17 protein-coding genes are annotated in these 18,400 nt (G+C 67.9%); 5 read left to right on the top strand and 12 right to left on the bottom strand.

Going from position 1 to position 18,400, the window contains the following annotated elements; translation table 11 throughout:
- Position 1: 1 nt before the first annotated feature.
- The gene (locus RIB45_RS07240; RefSeq protein WP_350049574.1) at positions 2-535 is read left to right on the top strand and encodes a MarR family winged helix-turn-helix transcriptional regulator; all 534 of its coding nucleotides are present in this window, start codon (positions 2-4) and stop codon (positions 533-535) included.
- A 16-nt stretch (positions 536-551) separates the two neighbouring features.
- Here RIB45_RS07240 and RIB45_RS07235 read toward each other — a convergent pair whose 3' ends face one another.
- From RIB45_RS07235 to RIB45_RS07225, 3 genes are all read right to left on the bottom strand, one after another.
- Positions 552-1,655, bottom strand: coding sequence for a MaoC family dehydratase (locus RIB45_RS07235; protein ID WP_350049573.1), 1,104 nt, complete (start codon positions 1,653-1,655; stop codon positions 552-554).
- Between the two features lie 79 nt (positions 1,656-1,734).
- Positions 1,735-2,610, bottom strand: a complete 876-nt coding sequence (locus RIB45_RS07230; RefSeq protein ID WP_350049572.1) for an HpcH/HpaI aldolase/citrate lyase family protein — start codon at positions 2,608-2,610, stop codon at positions 1,735-1,737.
- Positions 2,611-2,649: 39 nt separating this feature from the next.
- Complete coding sequence (locus RIB45_RS07225) at positions 2,650-3,600, bottom strand: DMT family transporter (RefSeq protein WP_350049571.1); 951 nt, start codon at positions 3,598-3,600, stop codon at positions 2,650-2,652.
- Positions 3,601-3,713: 113 nt separating this feature from the next.
- Here RIB45_RS07225 and pdxY point away from each other — a divergent pair, with 113 nt between their 5' ends.
- The 3 genes from pdxY (at position 3,714) to RIB45_RS07210 (ending at position 6,600) form a co-directional block, all read left to right on the top strand.
- Positions 3,714-4,571, top strand: a complete 858-nt coding sequence (gene pdxY, locus RIB45_RS07220) for a pyridoxal kinase PdxY (protein ID WP_350049570.1) — start codon at positions 3,714-3,716, stop codon at positions 4,569-4,571.
- 149 nt (positions 4,572-4,720) lie between these two features.
- On the top strand, positions 4,721-6,229 hold the full coding sequence (locus RIB45_RS07215; RefSeq protein ID WP_350049569.1) for a tyrosinase family protein: 1,509 nt from the start codon (positions 4,721-4,723) through the stop codon (positions 6,227-6,229).
- 35 nt (positions 6,230-6,264) lie between these two features.
- Positions 6,265-6,600, top strand: a complete 336-nt coding sequence (locus RIB45_RS07210; protein ID WP_350049568.1) for a hypothetical protein — start codon at positions 6,265-6,267, stop codon at positions 6,598-6,600.
- Positions 6,601-6,604: 4 nt separating this feature from the next.
- On the opposite strand, the gene RIB45_RS07205 is transcribed toward RIB45_RS07210, so the two are convergent.
- From RIB45_RS07205 to RIB45_RS07195, 3 genes are all read right to left on the bottom strand, one after another.
- Complete coding sequence (locus RIB45_RS07205; RefSeq protein WP_350049567.1) at positions 6,605-9,247, bottom strand: cation-translocating P-type ATPase; 2,643 nt, start codon at positions 9,245-9,247, stop codon at positions 6,605-6,607.
- 102 nt (positions 9,248-9,349) lie between these two features.
- Positions 9,350-10,840: a tetratricopeptide repeat protein gene (locus tag RIB45_RS07200; protein ID WP_350049566.1), complete on the bottom strand. Its 1,491-nt coding sequence runs from the start codon at positions 10,838-10,840 to the stop codon at positions 9,350-9,352.
- A gap of 62 nt (positions 10,841-10,902) precedes the next feature.
- Entirely contained in the window at positions 10,903-11,919 is a 1,017-nt protein-coding gene (locus RIB45_RS07195) for an aspartate-semialdehyde dehydrogenase (RefSeq protein WP_350049565.1), read from the bottom strand.
- A gap of 691 nt (positions 11,920-12,610) precedes the next feature.
- Here RIB45_RS07195 and RIB45_RS07190 point away from each other — a divergent pair.
- Entirely contained in the window at positions 12,611-13,267 is a 657-nt protein-coding gene (locus RIB45_RS07190; protein WP_350049564.1) for a PAS domain-containing protein, read from the top strand.
- Positions 13,268-13,276: 9 nt separating this feature from the next.
- Here RIB45_RS07190 and RIB45_RS07185 read toward each other — a convergent pair whose 3' ends face one another.
- From RIB45_RS07185 to RIB45_RS07160, 6 genes are all read right to left on the bottom strand, one after another.
- Positions 13,277-14,230, bottom strand: a complete 954-nt coding sequence (locus tag RIB45_RS07185; protein WP_350049563.1) for a glycosyltransferase family 9 protein — start codon at positions 14,228-14,230, stop codon at positions 13,277-13,279.
- Positions 14,231-14,242: 12 nt separating this feature from the next.
- Positions 14,243-14,629, bottom strand: a complete 387-nt coding sequence (locus tag RIB45_RS07180; protein ID WP_350049562.1) for a DUF6165 family protein — start codon at positions 14,627-14,629, stop codon at positions 14,243-14,245.
- Positions 14,630-14,672: 43 nt separating this feature from the next.
- On the bottom strand, positions 14,673-15,773 hold the full coding sequence (ychF, locus tag RIB45_RS07175) for a redox-regulated ATPase YchF (RefSeq protein ID WP_350049561.1): 1,101 nt from the start codon (positions 15,771-15,773) through the stop codon (positions 14,673-14,675).
- 8 nt (positions 15,774-15,781) lie between these two features.
- Positions 15,782-16,510, bottom strand: a complete 729-nt coding sequence (gene pth / locus RIB45_RS07170; protein WP_350049560.1) for an aminoacyl-tRNA hydrolase — start codon at positions 16,508-16,510, stop codon at positions 15,782-15,784.
- Between the two features lie 27 nt (positions 16,511-16,537).
- On the bottom strand, positions 16,538-17,257 hold the full coding sequence (locus RIB45_RS07165) for a 50S ribosomal protein L25/general stress protein Ctc (RefSeq protein WP_350049559.1): 720 nt from the start codon (positions 17,255-17,257) through the stop codon (positions 16,538-16,540).
- 180 nt (positions 17,258-17,437) lie between these two features.
- Positions 17,438-18,373 carry a ribose-phosphate pyrophosphokinase gene (locus tag RIB45_RS07160; protein WP_350049558.1) on the bottom strand — a complete coding sequence of 312 codons (936 nt, stop codon included), beginning with the start codon at positions 18,371-18,373 and terminating at the stop codon, positions 17,438-17,440.
- Positions 18,374-18,400: the final 27 nt, after the last annotated feature.

Below are 18,400 nucleotides of genomic sequence, written 5' to 3'. Positions count from 1 at the left end.
TATGCCTAAGGATGATCGTCAACCGGACGTCGATCCCGCGCTCGCCGATGTGGCCGCGCGGTTCGGTCCGCTTGCCGCGCAGATGCTGCGCGACAATCCCGTTCGCGACGTTTGGCGCCTGAGCTTCGTCGCCAACGTCTTCACCGGGCCGCTCTACAAGGCCTTCGAGGAGGGAGAGGGCGTCTCGCGCGGAGAATTCCTGGTGCTGTTCTGCCTATCCCAGGCGACTGACGGGTTAACCGCCCAAGACGTTTGTCTGGCGACCGGACGGCCGAAGAATTCGATCAGCCGCGCGGTCACCGGATTGATTCAAAAGTCGCTGATCCGGCGATCGGTGAGCGCCGCCGACCGTCGGCGCAAAGAATTGGCGATGACGCCGCAAGGGCGCGCCGTACTGGATCGCCTGTTGCCGCAGACATCGGCTCGGGAGAGCGCGATGCTCGCCCCGTTGAGCGGCGCGGAGCGGGCGACGCTGAGCGCGCTTCTGATGAAGATCGCGGCCGGCGCGCCCGCCTGGGCGGACGATCCGGAATGAGCCCGGCCGCTCCGGCCTAGGCGCGGCGCGGCACGATCACGGTGTAGTCGAGTTCGAGGACGATCGCTTCGCCGGCCGCGTCCTTCTTGCCGCCCTTTTCAGTCGGCAAACGCGGGAAGTCGGCGCAGGGCGTATTCTTGGTCGCCGTCGTGCGCAGGCGCAGCGCCCCGATATCGTCGCGCCGGTCGAGCGACTGTTTCTCCACGATTTCGGTCCAAGCGTAGAGCGTGTCGCCCGCGAAGGTCGGGTTGGCGTGCCGCCCGCCGTGAATGGCGCTGACGATGCAGGCGTTGGCGAGCCCGTTGTGGGTCAGCGCGCGGGCGATCGAGATCACGTGCCCGCCATAGACGATGCGTCGGCCGAACGGCGTCGACTTCATCGCATGGCCGTCGAAATGCGGCCGGGAATCGTTGTGATAGAGGCGGGTCGCCATCATGTGCTCCGCCTCCTCGATGGTGACGCCGTCGAGATGGTCGATCTTCTCGCCCGTCTCGTAATCCTCCCAGCGATGGGGGGAGCCGGTGTCGCGATCGCTCCAGAACTTGTTCAGACGATGGCGCGGCACCGTCAGCGGCGCGACCTGGCGCGCCAGCGCGGGCTCCGCATCCTGCACTGCGCCCGACTTGCCCTTGGCCGCGGCGCCGGCGCGCGTCGGCACCATCACCCAGCGCACGAAGCGCAGGATCACGGCGCCGCGGTGGTCTAGCCCCTCGGTTCGGACATAGACGACGCCCGTCTCGCCCGAGGACGTCTCCTTCAGGCCGATCACCTCCGAGCGCGCGCGCACGGTCTCGCCCTCATAGAGCTGGGCCAGGAAATCGACCTCCGCATAGCCCAGATTCGCGACCGCGTTGCGGCTGATCTCCGGCACCGACTGGCCGAAGACGATGTTGAAGACCAGCAGATCGTCGATCGGCGCGGCGTGATAGCCGACGTCGCGGGCGAACGGGTCCGAGACCTGGAGCGTGAAGCGATTGCCCGTCAGCGCGTGATAGAGCGAGACGTCGCCCTCCCCGATGGTGCGGGGGGTGGCGTGCTCGATCACCTCGCCCAGGCTGAAATCCTCGAAGACGCGGCCGCGGGTGGATTTCGCGCGCATTTGGACGTCGGTCTCGCTCATCGCTTGGCTCTCCCTGATAGTCGCGGCTCCCTCATAGCACCGGCGGCGGGCGGCGTCATCCGGAGCGCGCGCTTGCGGCCTAGCCGTCGCGTCGCTCGATCTCCTCGGCCAACGCCAGCAGGCGGCGCGCGTTCTCGACGTGCAGGTTCTCGACCAGCTTGCCGTTCAGGACCACGACCCCCTTCCCCTCCGCCTCGGCCGCCTTGAAGGCGTCGATTACGGCCCAAGCCTCTTCGATCTCCGCGCCGCTCGGACCGAAGACGTGGTTCGCGGTCTCGATCGTCTTGGGATGGAAGAGACTCTTGCCGTCAAAGCCGAGATCGAGGCCCTGACGGCACTCCGCTTCCAGGCCCGCCATATCGTCGAGATCGAGGAACACCCCGTCAATCGCCGCCAGCCCGTACGCGCGCGCCGCCAGCACCACGCGGCTGAGGCTGGTCAGGAAGGGCGCGCGGTCGGCCGTGTGGCGGCAATGCAGCGCCCGCGCGAGGTCCGCCGTCCCCATCACCAGACCGGCGAGACGCGCGTCGGCGGCCGCGATCTCCTCGACCTTCAGCACGCCGAGCGGGGTTTCTATCATGCACCAGATCGCCAAACCCTCAGGCGCGCCGGCGTCGGCGAGCGCGATCGACGCCGCGCGCACCTGATCGGCGCTCTCCACCTTCGGAAGCAGCACGGCGTCCGCGCCGGCCGTCGCCATCGCCGCAAGATCCGCACGACCCCAGCGGGTCTCAAGCCCGTTGATCCGCACCAGCACCTCGCGCGGGGCGTACCCTCCTCGCCCCAGCGCGTTGACGATCTCCGCGCGCGCCGCCTCCTTTGCATCGGGGGCGACCGCGTCCTCCAGATCCAGGATCAGGGCGTCGGCGGGCAGGCTTCGCCCCTTCTCCAGGGCGCGCGGGTTCGATCCCGGCATGTAGAGCATGGAACGGCGGGGGCGGACGTCTGCAGCCATGGGTCGGGCCTCCTGAATGCGCGGCGGATGCCGCCCGGACTATACGGGCGGACGTCCCGCCTTCAAGACGGGCTTGAGGCCCGCGCGCCGCTCCCGCCAGCCCAGGATCATCGCGCCGCCGACGATCAGCGCTGCGCCCAGCCCCGTGGTCCAAGCCGGAACTTCCGCGAAGAAAAGCCAGTCGTAGAGCGCGGCGTAGAGCAGCGTCGCGTAGAAGAAGGGGGCGATGAAGCTCGCCTCCGCGACGGCCATGCCGCGCAGATTGAGGCTTTGCGCCGTCACCATGAAGACGCCGGTCCCCGCCATCAGCAGCCATTGCTCGGCGCTGGGCGCCCGCCAGACGAAGAGCGCCGCCGCGCCGGCGATCAGCGCCGCCAAGCCGTTGTTGATCAAAAGGATGCGAAGGATCGGCTCGCGGTCCGACAGCATCTTGATGAACAGCAGCTCAAGCCCGATCGCCGCGGCCGCCGCCAAGGCCAACAGCGCCGCCGGGTCGAAGGCGGCCGTCCCCGGCCGCGTCACCACGGCCGCGCCGGCGAAGGCGATCGCGGCCGCCGTCCAGCGCCAGGGTCCCACCCGCTCGCCCAAGAAGAGGAGCGCGAAGACCATCGCGAACAAGGGATTGAGGAAGCTGATCGCGGTCGCGTCGGCCAGCGGCAGGACGCTGACGGCCGCAAACATCAGGCTGACGCCCGCCCATCCGGCGGCGACCCGCGCGACGTGCAGGCGCCACGGCGCGCCTTTCAGGCTGGGTCGACGCCACAACGCGAAAGGCAGCAGCAGCAAGAAGCCGAAGAAAAACCGACCGAAGGCGATCTGCAACGGGTGCATCCGCGCGGCCTCCTGCAGAAGGCCCTCGATCTCGATCAGGCGCGCCGCGCCCAGCGCCTTCGCGCAAAGGGTCGAGCCGGCGATGAAGGCGCAGCACAGCGTCACATAGGCGGCGCCCTTCAGATTGTTGGGGGCGATTGCCGGGGCGATGGGGGGCACGGGGACGGCTGCTCCTCCGATGGACCGGCCGAATGCGGCTGGCGGCGCGCGGACGCAGGCATTAAAGTTCGCGCGGACGCCCGCCTCAAGCCCCTCAACCCGCCTGACGCCCGATGCCCCTGCTGTCGATCCAAAGCCATGTGACCTTCGGCCATGTCGGCAACTCGGCTGCGGTCTTTCCGTTGCAGCGTATGGGCTGGGACGTCTGGCCCGTGCACACGGTGCTGTTCTCGAACCATCCGGGATACGGCGCCTTTCGCGGCGCGGTCACGCCGGTGGAGACCGTGCGCGCCGTGCTGACCGGCCTTGGCGAACGCGGAGCGCTGGGCGCATGCGACGGCGTCGTCTCCGGCTATGTCGGGGAGGCGGCGCTGGGCGATGCGATCCTGTCCGCCGTCGCCGAGGCGCGCGCCGCGAACCCGAAAGCCCGCTACGTCTGCGATCCGGTGATGGGCGACCGGCACGGCGGCCTGTACGTGGCGGACAGCATCCCGCCCTTCATGCGGGATCGGGCGATTCCCGCTTGCGACGCCGCGCTGCCGAACCATTTCGAGCTGGAGGTGCTGACCGGCCGGCGGGTCGAGACCCTGGCCGACGCCCGCGCCGCCGCCGACAGCCTGCGCGCGCGCGGCCCCGACGTGGTGGTCGTCACCAGCCTCGAGCGGCGCGGCGCGCCCGAGGGCGCGATCGAGATGCTGCTGGCCGCGCCCGAGGGCGCCTGGCTGATCGAGACGCCTCGCTTGCCGTTCGACCACCCGCCGAACGGCGCGGGCGACCTGACGGCGGCGCTGTTCGCCGGCTGGTGGCTGGGCGGGACCCCGGCGCACGAGGCGCTGGCGCGGACCGCCTCCTCGGTCTTCGCAGTGCTGGAGGAGACGAGGGCGCGCGGCCGACGGGAGTTGGCGCTCGTCGCGGCCCAGGACAAGCTGGTCGACCCGCCGCGCCGGTTCGAGGCGCATCGCTTGGGTTAAAGCGTTTATCGCCCATTGCGAGCATTTATGATTAGTATCATTTTTAAGGTGTTTTTTCGACGCTGCGAGGCCTATCCTGGGGCCGGCGGACGCGGCTTCCGATCGCCCTGGGGAGGGCGGGCTGTCGTCCAGCCGGGGGAGAGCGTCGCATGCCGGATTGGACCCGCCGTCTCGCCGTTGCGCTGTGTCTGATGTTCGCGGCCTCCTCTGTCGGATGGGCGCAAAACGGCGACGCGCCGCTGCGCAAGAACATTGACGACCTGACGGCCGCGGAGCTGGCGGCCTACGAGCACGCGGTGCAGATCCTGAAGGATCGAAACCAGGCCGACCCTTACGACGAAGAGGGCTATTTGTGGCAGGCCTGGATCCACAACTGCATGAAAATCTTCGTTCCCAAAGATCCGAGCACGGTGACGGAGCCGACGCCGCTGTTCTGCGATCGCGGAGAGCCGCCGCCCGACCGCATCCTCGCCAATCCCGGCATGTGCGAACACGGCAAGGACATCTTTCTACTCTGGCATCGCGCACAGTTCTACTATTTCGAGCAGTTGCTGCGCGCGACCGACCCGGAAGGGCTGACCGGCCCGAGCACGGCCGATGTCGCGGTCCCCTTCTGGAACTGGACGCGCCCGCCTTCGGGGGCCCGCTATCCTAAGGCGTTCGAGGATCCGACCTCCCCGCTTTACCACGAGAACAGATTGCACCACGCGCTGCTCCCCGAGGAGCGCGAACGGCTGGAAGGCGCGACCAGCGCGCGGCTGACGGCTGCGCTGATCTATGGCGGCGACTGGCCCCGGTTCGGCGGATATCCGCAGGCGCATCCGACCGGCGGGAAGGGCGAGTTCGAATCGGCCCAGCATGATCTCATGCACGCCTTCTACTTCGGCGGCGACATGGCCAACCCGACGACGGCGGCGCTGGACCCGGGATTCTGGAGCTTTCACGCCTATATCGACCTGATTCTGGAATTCTGGTTGCGCGAAAACGGCGCGGGCACGATGACCTCGCTCGATCAATTCCTCCGCGGTACGCAGCCGACCAGCATCACTCCCGCTCCCGGTCACGAGAACGCCGGCGCCGTCCCCTCGATGGGCCGCGCCAGAATCTATCTCGACACGACGCAGCTCGGCTTCGGTTTCGAAGTGAAACCCCAAGACCGCCTGCCGCCGCGCGATCTGATCGCCGACCTGACGACCGGCGCCGTGCGCTTCGGCGCTTCGGCGCAAAGTCCGTTCGCGCGGCTCGCCGGCGACGGCTTCAACAACCCCGACCTCGGTCAACCGACCCAAATCGCGCAGCTGCCCGTCGCGCTCAATGCGGACACTCGAAACGCCTCCGTTCAGTTCGCCCGTCCGAACGGAGCCGCCGACGTCAGCTTCGCGGTCGACTTCTACTTCCATCCGCCGAACGTGACGCCCGACATGGCCGATAGGGCCTTCCGGGAGCGCTTCATCGTCGCAAGTCGGGGCTATTGGGGATCCGGCCAATCGGACGCCGGCGCCCACGCGCCGGCGAAGCCGCTCTTCCTGGATCTGTCAGAGCCCATGCAATCCCTGCTCCCCGCCCTTGAGGGCCAGGTATGGGTTCTGACGGCGGTGGTTTCGGGGCCGGACGTTAATCTCTCTTTCGGCCGACTTTCCCTCTTGGCGGGGCGCTAAGGCGCCGTTCGCCGCACCGACGCGGGAGAAGACTGATGAGCGACCCCTCCTGGGCCGATGTTGAAACGATCCTCCAAGCGGGGGCGGGCTGCATGAACGGCATGGTGCTGACCAATGACGAGGGCGCCTTCCGGATCTATCTCGACGACTACGAGTCGGTCGTTCGTTTCGGCGAGCTGATCGCCGTCGTGCTGGACGGCTGGCGGCGCAACGCGGCCGGCGACGCCTGGGCGATCGTAGACGGCAGACCGGAAGCGGTGAAGCCGCACGCCATGCCGCCGGGCGGGCCGCTCGACATCGCCGACGTCGATACGGTCAAACGCTGGGTCGCGATCGGCATGCCCAAGGATCCCGCCCAGCCCGTCGGCTGACCCGTCAGCGCGCTCGTCCCCGCCGCAACGCGGCCTTGTGCGCCTCCTCGACCGCGAGCAGGCCGAGCGCGACCAGCAACAGCGTCCCCCATTCCTGCAGGCCGATGGGCGAGAGCGCGAGCACGTCGCTCAAGCCCGGGACATACATCGCCGCGATGTGGACCAATTGCGCGGTCGGCACGGCGAGCGCCAGGAACGGGTTCGCGAAGAGGCGCATGGAGAACAGCGAGCGCGTCTCGGAGCGTGAGCTGAGCGCGTGGATGTTGCCGAACAGCACCATCAGCATCAGCGTCAGATTGCGCGCCTCCTCGATCGGGACGCCGGTCGCGTTCAGGTGCCAGAAGACGCCGAAGGCCAGCAGCCCCATGGTCGAGCCGGTGACGAGGACGTGTCCGACGATGCGGCGTTCGAAGATCGGCTCGCTCGGCTTGCGCGGGCGTTGGGCGAGCTCGCCGCCCTCCTTCGGCTCGAAGGCGAGCGCGACGTCCTGCAGGCCGTTGGCGACCAGATTGAGCCACAACAGCTGCACCGCCGTCAGCGGCATCGGCAACCCCGCCAGCACCGTCAGGAAAAAGAGCAGCAGCGCCGAGACGCCGGTGGCGATGAGCAGCGCGATCACCTTGCGGATGTTGTTGTAGACGATGCGCCCCTGCTCGATCCCGGCGACGATGGAAGAGAACTTGTCGTCGGTGATGATCAGGTCCGCCGCCTCCTTGGCGACGTCGGTGCCGCGCTTGCCCATCGCCACGCCGGCGTTGGCGCGCCGCATGGCGGGGGCGTCGTTAACGCCGTCGCCTGTCACGGCGACAAAATGGCCCTGGGCCATGAAGGTCTCGACGATGGTCTGTTTCTGCATCGGCTCGATCCGCGCGAAGACGCGCGCCGGGCCGATCAGCGCCTCGAGCCGCTCGGGCGGCGTCTCGCGGATCTGGGCGCCGGTGACGACCGGCTCGTCGCCCTCGATCAGGTTCAGGTCGCGCGCGATCGCGCGCGCCGTCGCCGGATGGTCGCCGGTCACCATCGCCACCTGCACGCCGCCGGCGCGGCAGCGCGCGACGGCCTCCTTGGCGTCGGGGCGGATCGGATCGATCATCGCCACCATGCCGAGGAAGGTGAGCGCGGAGAGATGCGTAAGCGCGCCGCCTTCCTCGAGCGCGTCGTCGACCGGCAGCGACTCGCGCCGGGCCAGCGCGATCACCCGGTAGCCGTCGGCGGCGAGATCCTCGAACTGGGCTTCGATCGCGGCGCGGTCGATCTCGACCCGGCCGGCCTCGGTCAGCATGTGCGTGGAGAGCGCCAGCATCTTCTCCGGGCTGCCCTTGACATGCAGGCTGGCCCCGTCCTCGCCCGCTTGTCGGGTCAGGCTGCCTGACAGCGCGCGTTCGGATTCGTAAGGGATCAAGTCCAGGCGCCGCTCGCGCTCCCGGATCTCCCGAAGCGACAGCCCCAGCTTCTTGGCCAGCACCAGGAAGGCGACGTCGACGATGTCGCCGTCCGAAACCCACTCGCCGCCGGAATAGTCGAGATAGCTTTCGTTCGCGAGCACGCCGGTGACGCAGATCTCACGCAGCCGCTCCTCCTTGCCTTGGGCGTCTACGGCGCCGGGGCCGACGCCTTCTCCGGCGGCTTCGCACACGCTCCCGCCCGGCAGCGCGATCTTTCGGACGGTCAGCTCGTTGACGGTCAGCGTGCCCGTCTTGTCCGAGCAGATGAAGGTGCAGGAGCCGAGCGCCTCCACCGCCACCAGCTTGCGGATGATGACGCTGCGCTCCGCCATCCGCGCCATGCCGATGGCGAGCGCGACGGTGAGCGCCGCCGGCAGGCCTTCGGGGATGGCCGAGACGGCGAGACCGACGCTCATCAACGCCATCTCGCGCCCGTCGTAGCCGCCCTTCAGCAGCATCAAGGCGACAAGCAGCGCGATCGCGCCCAGGATTCCAGCGGCCACCTGATAGGTGAAGCGGCGCACCCGGATCATCAGGGGCGGCTCGCTCTTACGTGCGGCGCTGACGACTTTGGAGATCGAGCCGATCTGGGTCTTGAGGCCGGTCGCCTCCACCACCCCGCGGGCGCGCCCGCGGGTGACGATGGAGCCGGCGAAGCAGCGGTCGAAGCGCTCGGCCAGCGGCGCGTCGGGTGCGGAGGGCGCGTCGGCGGCCTTCGTCACCACCAGGCTTTCGCCGGTCAGCATGCTTTCGTCGACGGCGAGATTGCGGCTTTCGATCAGCCGGATGTCTGCGGGCGTCTTGTCGCCCGAGGCCAGCAGGACGAGATCGCCGGGGACCAGCGCCTCGACGTCGATCGTCCTGGCCAGCCCGTCGCGGATCACATGCGCCGTGCCGCGCACCATGCGGCGCAGCGCGGACGCCGATTTCTGCGCCGAATACTCCTGGATCGCGCCGATCACGGCGTTCAGCAGCAGCACGGCGGCGATGAAGATCGCGCTGGGGAGCTGCCCGATGACGAGCGACAACAGCCCTGCGACGATCAGAATGTAGATGAAGGGGTTGAGGAACTGACGCGCGAAAATGCGCAACGGTCCCGCCAGCTTGGGCTCCGGAAGGCGGTTGGGACCCGTGGCGGCCAGCCGCCGCTCGGCCTCCGCCTGACTGAGCCCGGCTTCAGGATCCTCGTCTCGTTGGTGCATGGAAAGCCGCCGCCCGCGCCGTCGCACGGTCCAAGATGCTCATGAGGCCGCCATCCTACCCTGCGCTTGGTTGCACGCGCGTGATATGGATCAAGCGCGCCGTCAGGCGCGTGCGCGCAACTTGTCGGAAATTCGTCCGGCCAACGCGCCGCGCACGCGGGCGAAGACCTCGTCCCAATCGCCGGGGCTGGTCTGACGGTAGAGCGTCATCGAGGGGTACCAGGGACTGTCGTCGCGGTGCAGCATCCACCGCCAATCGGGCGCGTAGGGCAAGACGACCCACACCTCCTTACCCATCGCCCCGGCCAGGTGGGCGATCGAGGTGTCGACGGTGATCACCAGATCCAGCGCCTCGATCGCGGCGGTCGTCTCGGCGAAATCTTTAAGGCCGGAGCCGACGTCTTCGACCAACGCCTCCAGCCCGTGCTCGGCGATCTGACGCGCGCCAGGTCCTTTCTGCAACGATTGGAAGCGCGCGCCGGGAAGGTCGAAGAGCGCCATGAAGGCCCCCGCCCCGACCGACCGATTGCGGTCGTTCCGGTGACTGGGCTTTCCCGCCCAGCACAGGCCGACATTCAGCACGTCGACCGGCGCGCGGCGCGCCGGGATCGCCGCCGGACGTGTGAGATAAGGCGTTCCCGCCGGGATCGTCTCAAGCGTCGTCCCCAGGACGCGCGGCAGGCTCAGCAGCGGCGCGTGCGCCGCCGCCTTGGGCAAGGGGGCCCCGCGGGCGACGACCGTGACGCCCTCGAAGGCCGGCGTCTCCTGCAGCAGCCGAGCGATCGGCCCCTGCACTTCGACGATAAGGCGCTCAATCCCGCGCGCCTTGAGCGACGGCAGGTAGCGACAGAACTGCAGCGTGTCGCCGAAGCCCTGCTCGGCCCAGACGAGGAGCGGCCCGTCCAAATCGCCCTCGCCCTCCCAGACCGGGCAGTCGAACTGGCGCCGCGCGGCCTCAGGCAGGCTCCACCGCGCTTCGTATTGCTCGAAGCCGTTGGCGAAATCTCCCTGCAGCAGATAGGTAAGCGCCCGGTCCCATGTCAGCTCAGGCTTCGCGTATCCCAGCATCTCGGCGCGCCGAAAGGCGTGCAGCGCCTCTTCCAGATAGCCTACGTCGCGCTGGGCCAGGGCCATGTTGTAATGCAGCTGGGCCGAGCCCGAGGTGAGTTCGAGCGCCCGGCCGTGCGCGCGCACCGCTTCCTCATAGCGGCCGGCCGCGCGCAGCGCATTGCCGAGGTTAGACCACGCCGAGCCGTCGTAAGGCTTGAGCGCGACCCCGCGCTTCAGACAGGCGACCGCCGCCGCCATCCGTCCCGTGCGGCGCAGCAGCACGCCCAGATTGATCCAAGCGGCGGGAATGTAGGAATCGCGGGCGAGGACGGCGCGGTAGGCGGCGAGCGCCTCCTCAACCTTGCCGGCGCTTTGCAGGCGTACGGCGCGCTCCACCTGACGGCGGATCTCCTCGCCGCCGACGGGCCGAGCCGTCGCGGTGACGCGGGCCGTGGACGCGCGCGTCGCCGCGGCCCCGCCGTCCCCCGCGCCGTTTTCCGGCGCCTGCGTCGGGGCGTCGGCCCCATCCCCCTCGTCACTCATGGCGGGCAGTCTAACCCGCTGCGGATCGGGCGGTCGAGGGGGCTTGGGGCCGTCCGGCCGCCTCAGACGTAACCGTCCTCGATCAGGCACTCGGCGATCTGCACGGTGTTGAGCGCCGCGCCCTTGCGCAGATTGTCCGCGACCACCCAAAGGCTCAGGCCGTTCTCGATCGTCGAGTCCTCACGGATGCGGCTGACATAGACCGCGTCCTCGCCGGCGCACTCCTCCGGCGTCACATAACCCTCGTCCTGGCGCTTGTCGAAGACGACGATGCCCGGCGCATTGGACAGCGCCTCGCGCGCCGCCTCGACCGTGACCTCGCGCTCGAACTCCAGATTGACCGCCTCGGCGTGGCCGATGAAGACCGGCACGCGCACGCAGGTGGCGTGCACCTTGATCTTGGGGTCGAGGATTTTCTTGGTCTCGACCACCATCTTCCATTCCTCCTTCGTGCTCCCGTCGTCCATGAAGACGTCGATGTGCGGGATCACGTTGAACGCGATCTGCTTGGGGTACTTGTTCTTCTCGACCGGGTCGTTGACGTAGATCGCGCGCGTCTGGTTGAAGAGCTCGTCCATCCCCTCGCGGCCCGAGCCCGAGACCGACTGGTAGGTCGACACCACGCAGCGCTTGATCGTCCCCAGATCGTGCAGCGGCTTCATCGCGGCCACCATCTGGATGGTCGAGCAATTGGGGTTCGCGATGATGCCCTTCTTGCGGCATTCCTTCAGCGCGGCGCGGTTCACCTCCGGGACCACCAAGGGGCAGTCCGGATCCATCCGCCAGTGGCTCGTGTTGTCGACCACGATCGCGCCCGCGGCGGCGGCCTTGGGCGAGTACTCGGCCGACACCTTCGCGCCCGGAGAGGACAGAACGATGTCGACGCCGGAGAAGTCGAAGTCGGCCAGGTTCTGGGCCTTCACGACCTTGTCGTCGCCGTAGCTGATCTCGGTCCCGACCGAGCGCGAGGAGGCGAGCGCCACGACCTCGTCGGCCGGGAAATCGCGCTCGGCCATGATTTTGAGGATCTCGCGGCCCACATTGCCCGTGGCGCCGACGACGGCGATTTTATATCCCATCTTTCTCACTCTCTTCCGTTGCTTTGCGGCGCGGGCCTGGGTCCCTGCTTTGCGGCGCGGGCCTGAGCCCCAGGCGCCATGTCTTCCCCCGAAGGGCGATCGCGCCCGGCTCGGCGCGGGTCTCGTTCTCATCCGGTTTCAGGGGCGCTCCCGCGGCCTCAATGAGGGCCAAGCCGGGGAGATCTCCCGGCCCGATCGTCTTTTCTCATCGCTTGGTCGTGATGGCGCGGCGAAGACGGTGTCGGTTCCGGGAGGCCCTAACGGGTTCCCGTGGTCTTGGGTTTCCGGAACGCGGCCGTGAGACCGACGCCGGAAGCCGTCATGTCGCTCGCCGCAATGCGCGGCGCGGAAGCTTCAGCACCCATGGCCGACGCTCTTCCCCCGTCTGCCGGCGCACGCGCCTGCGCGCGCTCGCCCATTCCGCCCGCAAGGCGCATCCCTGCGGCGCGATGAGGCGAAACTTATGGAGAGCGCCGGGAATAATCAAGCGTCGGCGCGCCGCCGAGCCGACGGGAGGCCGGCCGCCGCGTCGCGACGATCACCCTCGACACCCGCATACGACTGATGAAATCACCGGCGAGGTAAAGAACACCAAGCCCCCCGAGGGGAAGGCGGAGGGGAAAAAGGACTGGCCTCTTTCCGCGCCGTCTTGGATAGTCCGGCCAAAGTAGAATCTGGAACAGAACGTCGAATGCTCGCATCGCCGGAACCAACAACGACTTGGCGTCGCCGGGAGGCGGCGGCGCTCGCCTCGCTAGAGGCTTTGGAGGCCTACACCACAACCGACGCGGCCAAGCGGGTCGTTCGGGTCTATCGACGATTGCTGACGCAGAACGGCGGCCGCCTTCCGCGCAAGATCGGGTTCGATCCAACCGAAATCGGCCGGGACCTTGCGAACGCCGTTCTTTATGACGTCCGCGATCCTGCGCGGGTGGTGTTCCGCATCGCTGGAGAGACGATCAAGGAGCACTTTCGAACCAACCCGGTCGGGCGCTGCTATCTGGAGTTCGTGCCGGAAGAGCGGCGCTCGCACGCTTTGGCCGCCTTCAGAGCCTGCGCGGAGACGCCCTGCGCGATGCTGGCGCGCACCCGGCAGGTGTTCGCAAGCGGAGTCTGGCGGTATTGCGAAGCAGTCGGCCTTCCGTTGCTGGCCGAGGATGCGACGGCCCCGGCGACGCATCTGCTGTTCGTCGACACGCCGCTCGCCCACCCGTCGCCGAGCGATTACGACACAGCCTCGTTCCAATGCGCGCACCTGATCGAGCGCCGCTTCGCGGATCTCGGTTTCGGAACGCCCAACGGGTTCGTCGATCTGGTGTCGCCCGACCCGGACGGCCCGTTCGCATAGGCCTGCCTATCAGGGGACGAAGACGCGACGTTCGGCGAGGTCGCGGATCCGCTCCAGGACGCTGTCGACGGTCAGGTTGCCCATCATCGTGTCCGTGGTCGTGGTGTCGTAGCCGTCCCAGTCGACCAACTCCGAAACCGATTCGGGGGTGCGGACGACGAAACCGTTCGGCCCCCAGGGTCCGTACTGGTCGTCTTTGGTCGGACCGAACAGTCCGATCGTCGGGATTCCGGCCGCTGCGGCCAGATGCATCATCGCCGAATCGTTGCCGACCATGAGGCTGCAGCGCTTCAAGAGCTCAAAGGTCGCCAGCACGTCGAGTCCGAAGCCGTCGACGATTCGACCGCCGCCGCCCTGCTCGAAGACGGCGCGGCCGGCCTCGCGCTCTCCCTCCGCCCCGATCAGGGCGAGGTCCGCGCCCGCGGCGAGGCCGTCCGCCGCGCGCAGGCGCCGGGCGAGGTCGGCGAAATTTTCGGTCGGCCAGATCTTGCCGCGCCAATTGGCGCCGGGCGCGAGCGCGATCGGACGCCGCGCGCCCGCCAGCGCGCGATCCGCCTCGAGCGCGTCCGCGGGCTCAGTCCACACGACCGGATCGAGCGGCGGCGAACCAAGCGTGGCGGCGTTCAGCGCCACCCTGTGCAGGCCGGCGCGATCCTTCGGGATAGTGTAGCGCGCGCCCGCCCACAAAACCCAAGGCATGGCCGAGCGACGCAGGTCGACGACGACCCGCCAACGCTTGCCGGCGATCTTCTTCCACAGCTCCCACCAATGGCGGTGGTTCTTCTGCTTGCGGACGACGTGCAACGCCTCGAGGTTCGGGGCCGCGCGCAAGACCTTCGCCGCCGGCGCGCCGCAGGCGATCGTAACGCCGTCGTTCGGATAGCGCTTGTGCAGATGGTCGAGCACGCCCGTGCTGAGGATCGCATCGCCGATGTGCGTGGAGGTGATGAAGAGGATCGCCACGGGCTCGGCCCCTCAATACTCTTCGTAGCTTTTCTCTTCGACCAAGTCGGAGTTCAGCAGCAGATTGATCTCCTTCTTGATCGCCGCCCGCTTGTCATTGGTGCGGTAGACCGCGCGGGCGAGCCCGATGAAGGCGTCGCCGAAATCCTTGCGCGCTTCGCACACGCGGATGTCGTCCTCGATTTCCCAAAGCTGCGAATTGACCTCGACCAGCGCGCGATACAGATCGACCAGCCGCGCGTCGGCGCCGACCACGGCGTCATAGGGTCCCTTCAGCGCGCGGATCTCCGCCTCGACATTGGCCAGCTTTTCAGGATCGCCGATCTTCTCGCGCTTGATCTCCAGGATCGAGACCTTGTCCAACAGCTCTCCCGGCGACACCCGAACGGAAATCTCCACGGCCCGTCTCCTTTTCAGATAGTCTCGACGCGACGCCCGCGCCTCAAACGTTGAAGCGAAAATGGAACACGTCGCCGTCCTGGACGACGTAGTCGCGCCCCTCCAGGCGCATCTTGCCGGTCTCCTTCGCCTGCGCTTCGCCGCCGCAGGCGACGTAATCGGGATAGGAGATCGTCTCGGCCGCGATGAAGCCCCGGGTGAAGTCGGTATGGATCACGCCCGCCGCCTCCGGCGCCTTCGCGCCGCGACGCACGGTCCAGGCCCGCGCCTCCTTCGGACCGGCGGTGAAAAAGGTGATCTGGTCGAGCAGGCGATAGCCCGCCTTGATGACCTTGGATAGGCCGGTCTCCTCAAGTCCCATCGAGCCCAGGAACTCCGCCTTGTCCGCGGGGTCGTCGAGTTGGGCGACCTCCGATTCGATGGCCGCGGAGATGACGACGGCCTGCGCGCCCTCGGCGGCCGCGCGCTCGAAGACGCGCGCGGAATGGGCGTTGCCTTCGGCGGCCGCCTCCTCCTCGACATTGCAGATATTGAGGATGGGCTTGGCGGTCAGCAGCATCAGGCGCTTGAAGATCGGACGCTCCTCGGCCTCGATCTCGGCGAGGCGGGCGGGCTTGCCGTCGCGCAGCAGATCGAGCGCCTTCTGCATCACCGCGACTTCGGCTTTGGCGTCCTTTTCGCCGGACTTCGCTTTCTTCTCGAGCGGGACGATGCGGCGCTCCAGGCTTTCAAGATCGGCCAGCATCAATTCGGTCTCGACCGTCTCGGCGTCGCGGATCGGGTCGACGGAGCCCTCGACATGGGTCACGTCGCCCTCGTCGAAACAGCGCAGAACGTGGCAGACGGCGTGCACCTCGCGGATGTTGGCGAGGAACTGGTTGCCGAGGCCCTCGCCTTTCGATGCGCCTTTGACGAGCCCGGCGATGTCGACGAACTCCAACTGCGTCGGGATCACCTTCGCCGATTTCGCGAGCTCGGCCAGCTTCTCAAGCCGCTCGTCCGGCACCGCGACGCGGCCGGTGTTGGGCTCGATCGTGCAGAAGGGGAAATTGGCGGCCTGGGCGGCCTGGGTCTCCGTCAACGCGTTGAACAGCGTCGACTTGCCCACATTGGGCAGTCCCACGATGCCGAGATTGAAGCCCATCGGATCCTCTAATCCTTCTTGAACAGGTTCTTGAGCGCGCCGCCCAACCCGCCGCTCTTGGGCGCGTCGTCCGCCTGCGCCTCCAGCAGACGCTGGGCGGCCGACTTGCCCTTGGACGGCGTCTGGGCGTCGGCGCCTCCGGCCGGCTTTGCGGGCGCGTCGGCGCGCGGCGGGGCGACGTCCTGCGCGGCCTTCGACATGAAGTCGGGCGCGTTGCCCTCGACCAACAGCGGCATGTGGCGGACCGTCGCCTCCAGCACTTGGTCGACGGTCCGCCGCTCGCTCTTGGAGAAATCGCCCAGCACGTGAGCGATCACCTGCTCCTTCGAGCCCGGATGGCCGATCCCCAGACGCAGGCGCCAGTAGGCCTTGCCGATATGCGAGTCGAGCGACTTCAAGCCGTTATGCCCGCCGTGGCCGCCGTCCTGCTTGACGCGCAGCTTGCCGAGCGCGAGGTCGAGCTCGTCATAAATCACGAGCACGTCGTCCGGCGCGTACCTGAAGAAGCGCACGGCCTCGCCGACCGCGCGGCCGGACTCGTTCATGAAGGTCGTCGGCTTCATGACGAGAACCTTCTCGCCGCCGAGCGTCCCTTCCGCCACCTGGGCCTGGAAGCGCGCGCGCCACGGACCGAAATCATAACGGCGGACCAGCAGGTCCGCCGCCATGAATCCGATGTTGTGCCGGTTGGCCTCGTATTTCGGACCCGGATTGCCGAGACCGACGAGGAGACGCATGGGACCGGCTCCTTCTCCGCGGGAGGGTTACTCCTTGGACTCGTCCTCGGACTCGCCCTCGCCGTCGCCCTCGGACTCGCCGCCCTCAGCGCCCTCTTCGGCCGCTTCCTCGGACTCGGCGCCGTACTCCTCGCCGGCCTCCTGGTCCTCGGCCTCGATCTCCTCGATCGCCTCTTCGGAGCGCGGGGCCTCGATGTTGGCGACGACCGGATCGCGGTCGGTGATGGCGGAAACCACGTCCTTCGGCATCTTCAGATCGGAGATATGGATCGTATCGCCCATCTCGCGGCCGGTGAGATCGCACTCCAACGTCTCGGGAATGTCGTCGGCGGCGCAGTAGACCTCGACCTCGTAGCGCACGACGGACAGCGTGCCGCCCTGCTCCAGCCCCGGGCTCTCCTCCTCGTTGAGGAAGGTGACCGGCACGGCGACGGTGATCTTGGTCGACTTGCTGACGCGCAGGAAGTCGACATGCAGCGGCAGGTCGGTGATCGGGTGCAGCTGCATGTCGCGCGGCAGCACCCGCTCCTTCGCGCCGCCCTCGACCTCGACGTCGTAGACGGTGTTGTAGAAATGACCGGCCATCAGCTCGCGCATCAGGTGGCGCGGTTCGATGGAGATCATCTGGGGGTCTTTGCTGGCGCCGTAGACGACGCAGGGAACCATCCCCGCCCGACGCACCGCACGAGCCGCCCCCTTGCCAGCCCGATCCCGCACGACGGCGGGAAGAACAGCTTGCTCAGACATTTGCCAACGCTCCTATCATCTGCTTGGCGTCATGATCCCGGCCCGACCTCCAGGGGTGTCGGCGCCGGACTTGATCCGCGAGCGCAACCCGCCCAAAAAAACGGCGCGGCCGCCTCGTCCTCGAAGCGGCCGTCGGCGTCAGGCCCGCGCCGTCATGCGGAAAGCGGCGGTCTTTTACACTCAATCGAACAGGCTGGAAACCGATTTTTCTTCGGAAATCCGGCGGATCGCCTCGGCCAGCAGCGGGGCGATGGAGACTTGCCGGACAGTCTGCGAGACCCGCACCGCCTCGGTCGCCATGATCGAGTCGGTGATCACAAGACTCTCCAGCGGCGAGGCCGAGACGCGCGCGACCGCGCCGCCCGACAGCACGCCGTGGGTGACGTAGGCCGAGACGCTCTTAGCGCCCGCGTCCATCAGCGCCTGGGCGGCGTTGCACAGGGTGCCCGCGCTGTCGACGATGTCGTCGATCAGGACGCAGCGCCGCCCCTCCGGCTCGCCGATGATATTCATCACCTCCGAATGGCCGGCCTTCTCGCGCCGCTTGTCGATGATGGCGAGGTCGCATTCGAGGCGTTTGGCGAGCGCCCGAGCCCGCACAACCCCGCCGACGTCGGGGGAGACGACCAGCATCTCCTCCTCCTCGTTCATGCTCTCCTGCAGGTCGTTGTGCAGCACCGGCAGGGCGAAGAGGTTGTCGGTCGGCACCTCGAAGAAGCCCTGGATCTGGCCGGCGTGCAGGTCGATCGTCAGGACGCGGTTGGCGCCCGCCTTCTCGATCAGGTTGGCGACCAGCTTGGCCGAAATCGGCGTGCGCGGGCCGGTCTTCCGGTCCTGGCGGGCGTAGCCGTAGTAGGGAATCACCGCCGTAATCCGACGCGCCGAGCCTCGGCGCAGCGCGTCGATCATCACCAGCAACTCCATCAGATTGTCGTTCGCCGGAAAATTCGTCGACTGGACGACGAAAACGTCCTCGCCGCGCACGTTCTCCAAGATCTCGACGAATATCTCCATGTCGGAGAAGCGCCGGATCGAGGCCTTCGTGAGGGGGACGTTGAGATACGCGGAGATGGCCTCGGCCAGCGGCCGGTTCGAGTTCCCAGCGAGAATTTTCATGCGATGCGCTTCCCCAATGCGACCAGA

Source organism: Marivibrio sp., from assembly GCF_040218065.1.
Classification (GTDB): Bacteria; Pseudomonadota; Alphaproteobacteria; order UBA8366; family Aestuariispiraceae; genus Marivibrio.
Note: the sequence above shows the minus strand (reverse complement) of the source record. Positions and strands in the feature narration are given on the sequence as shown.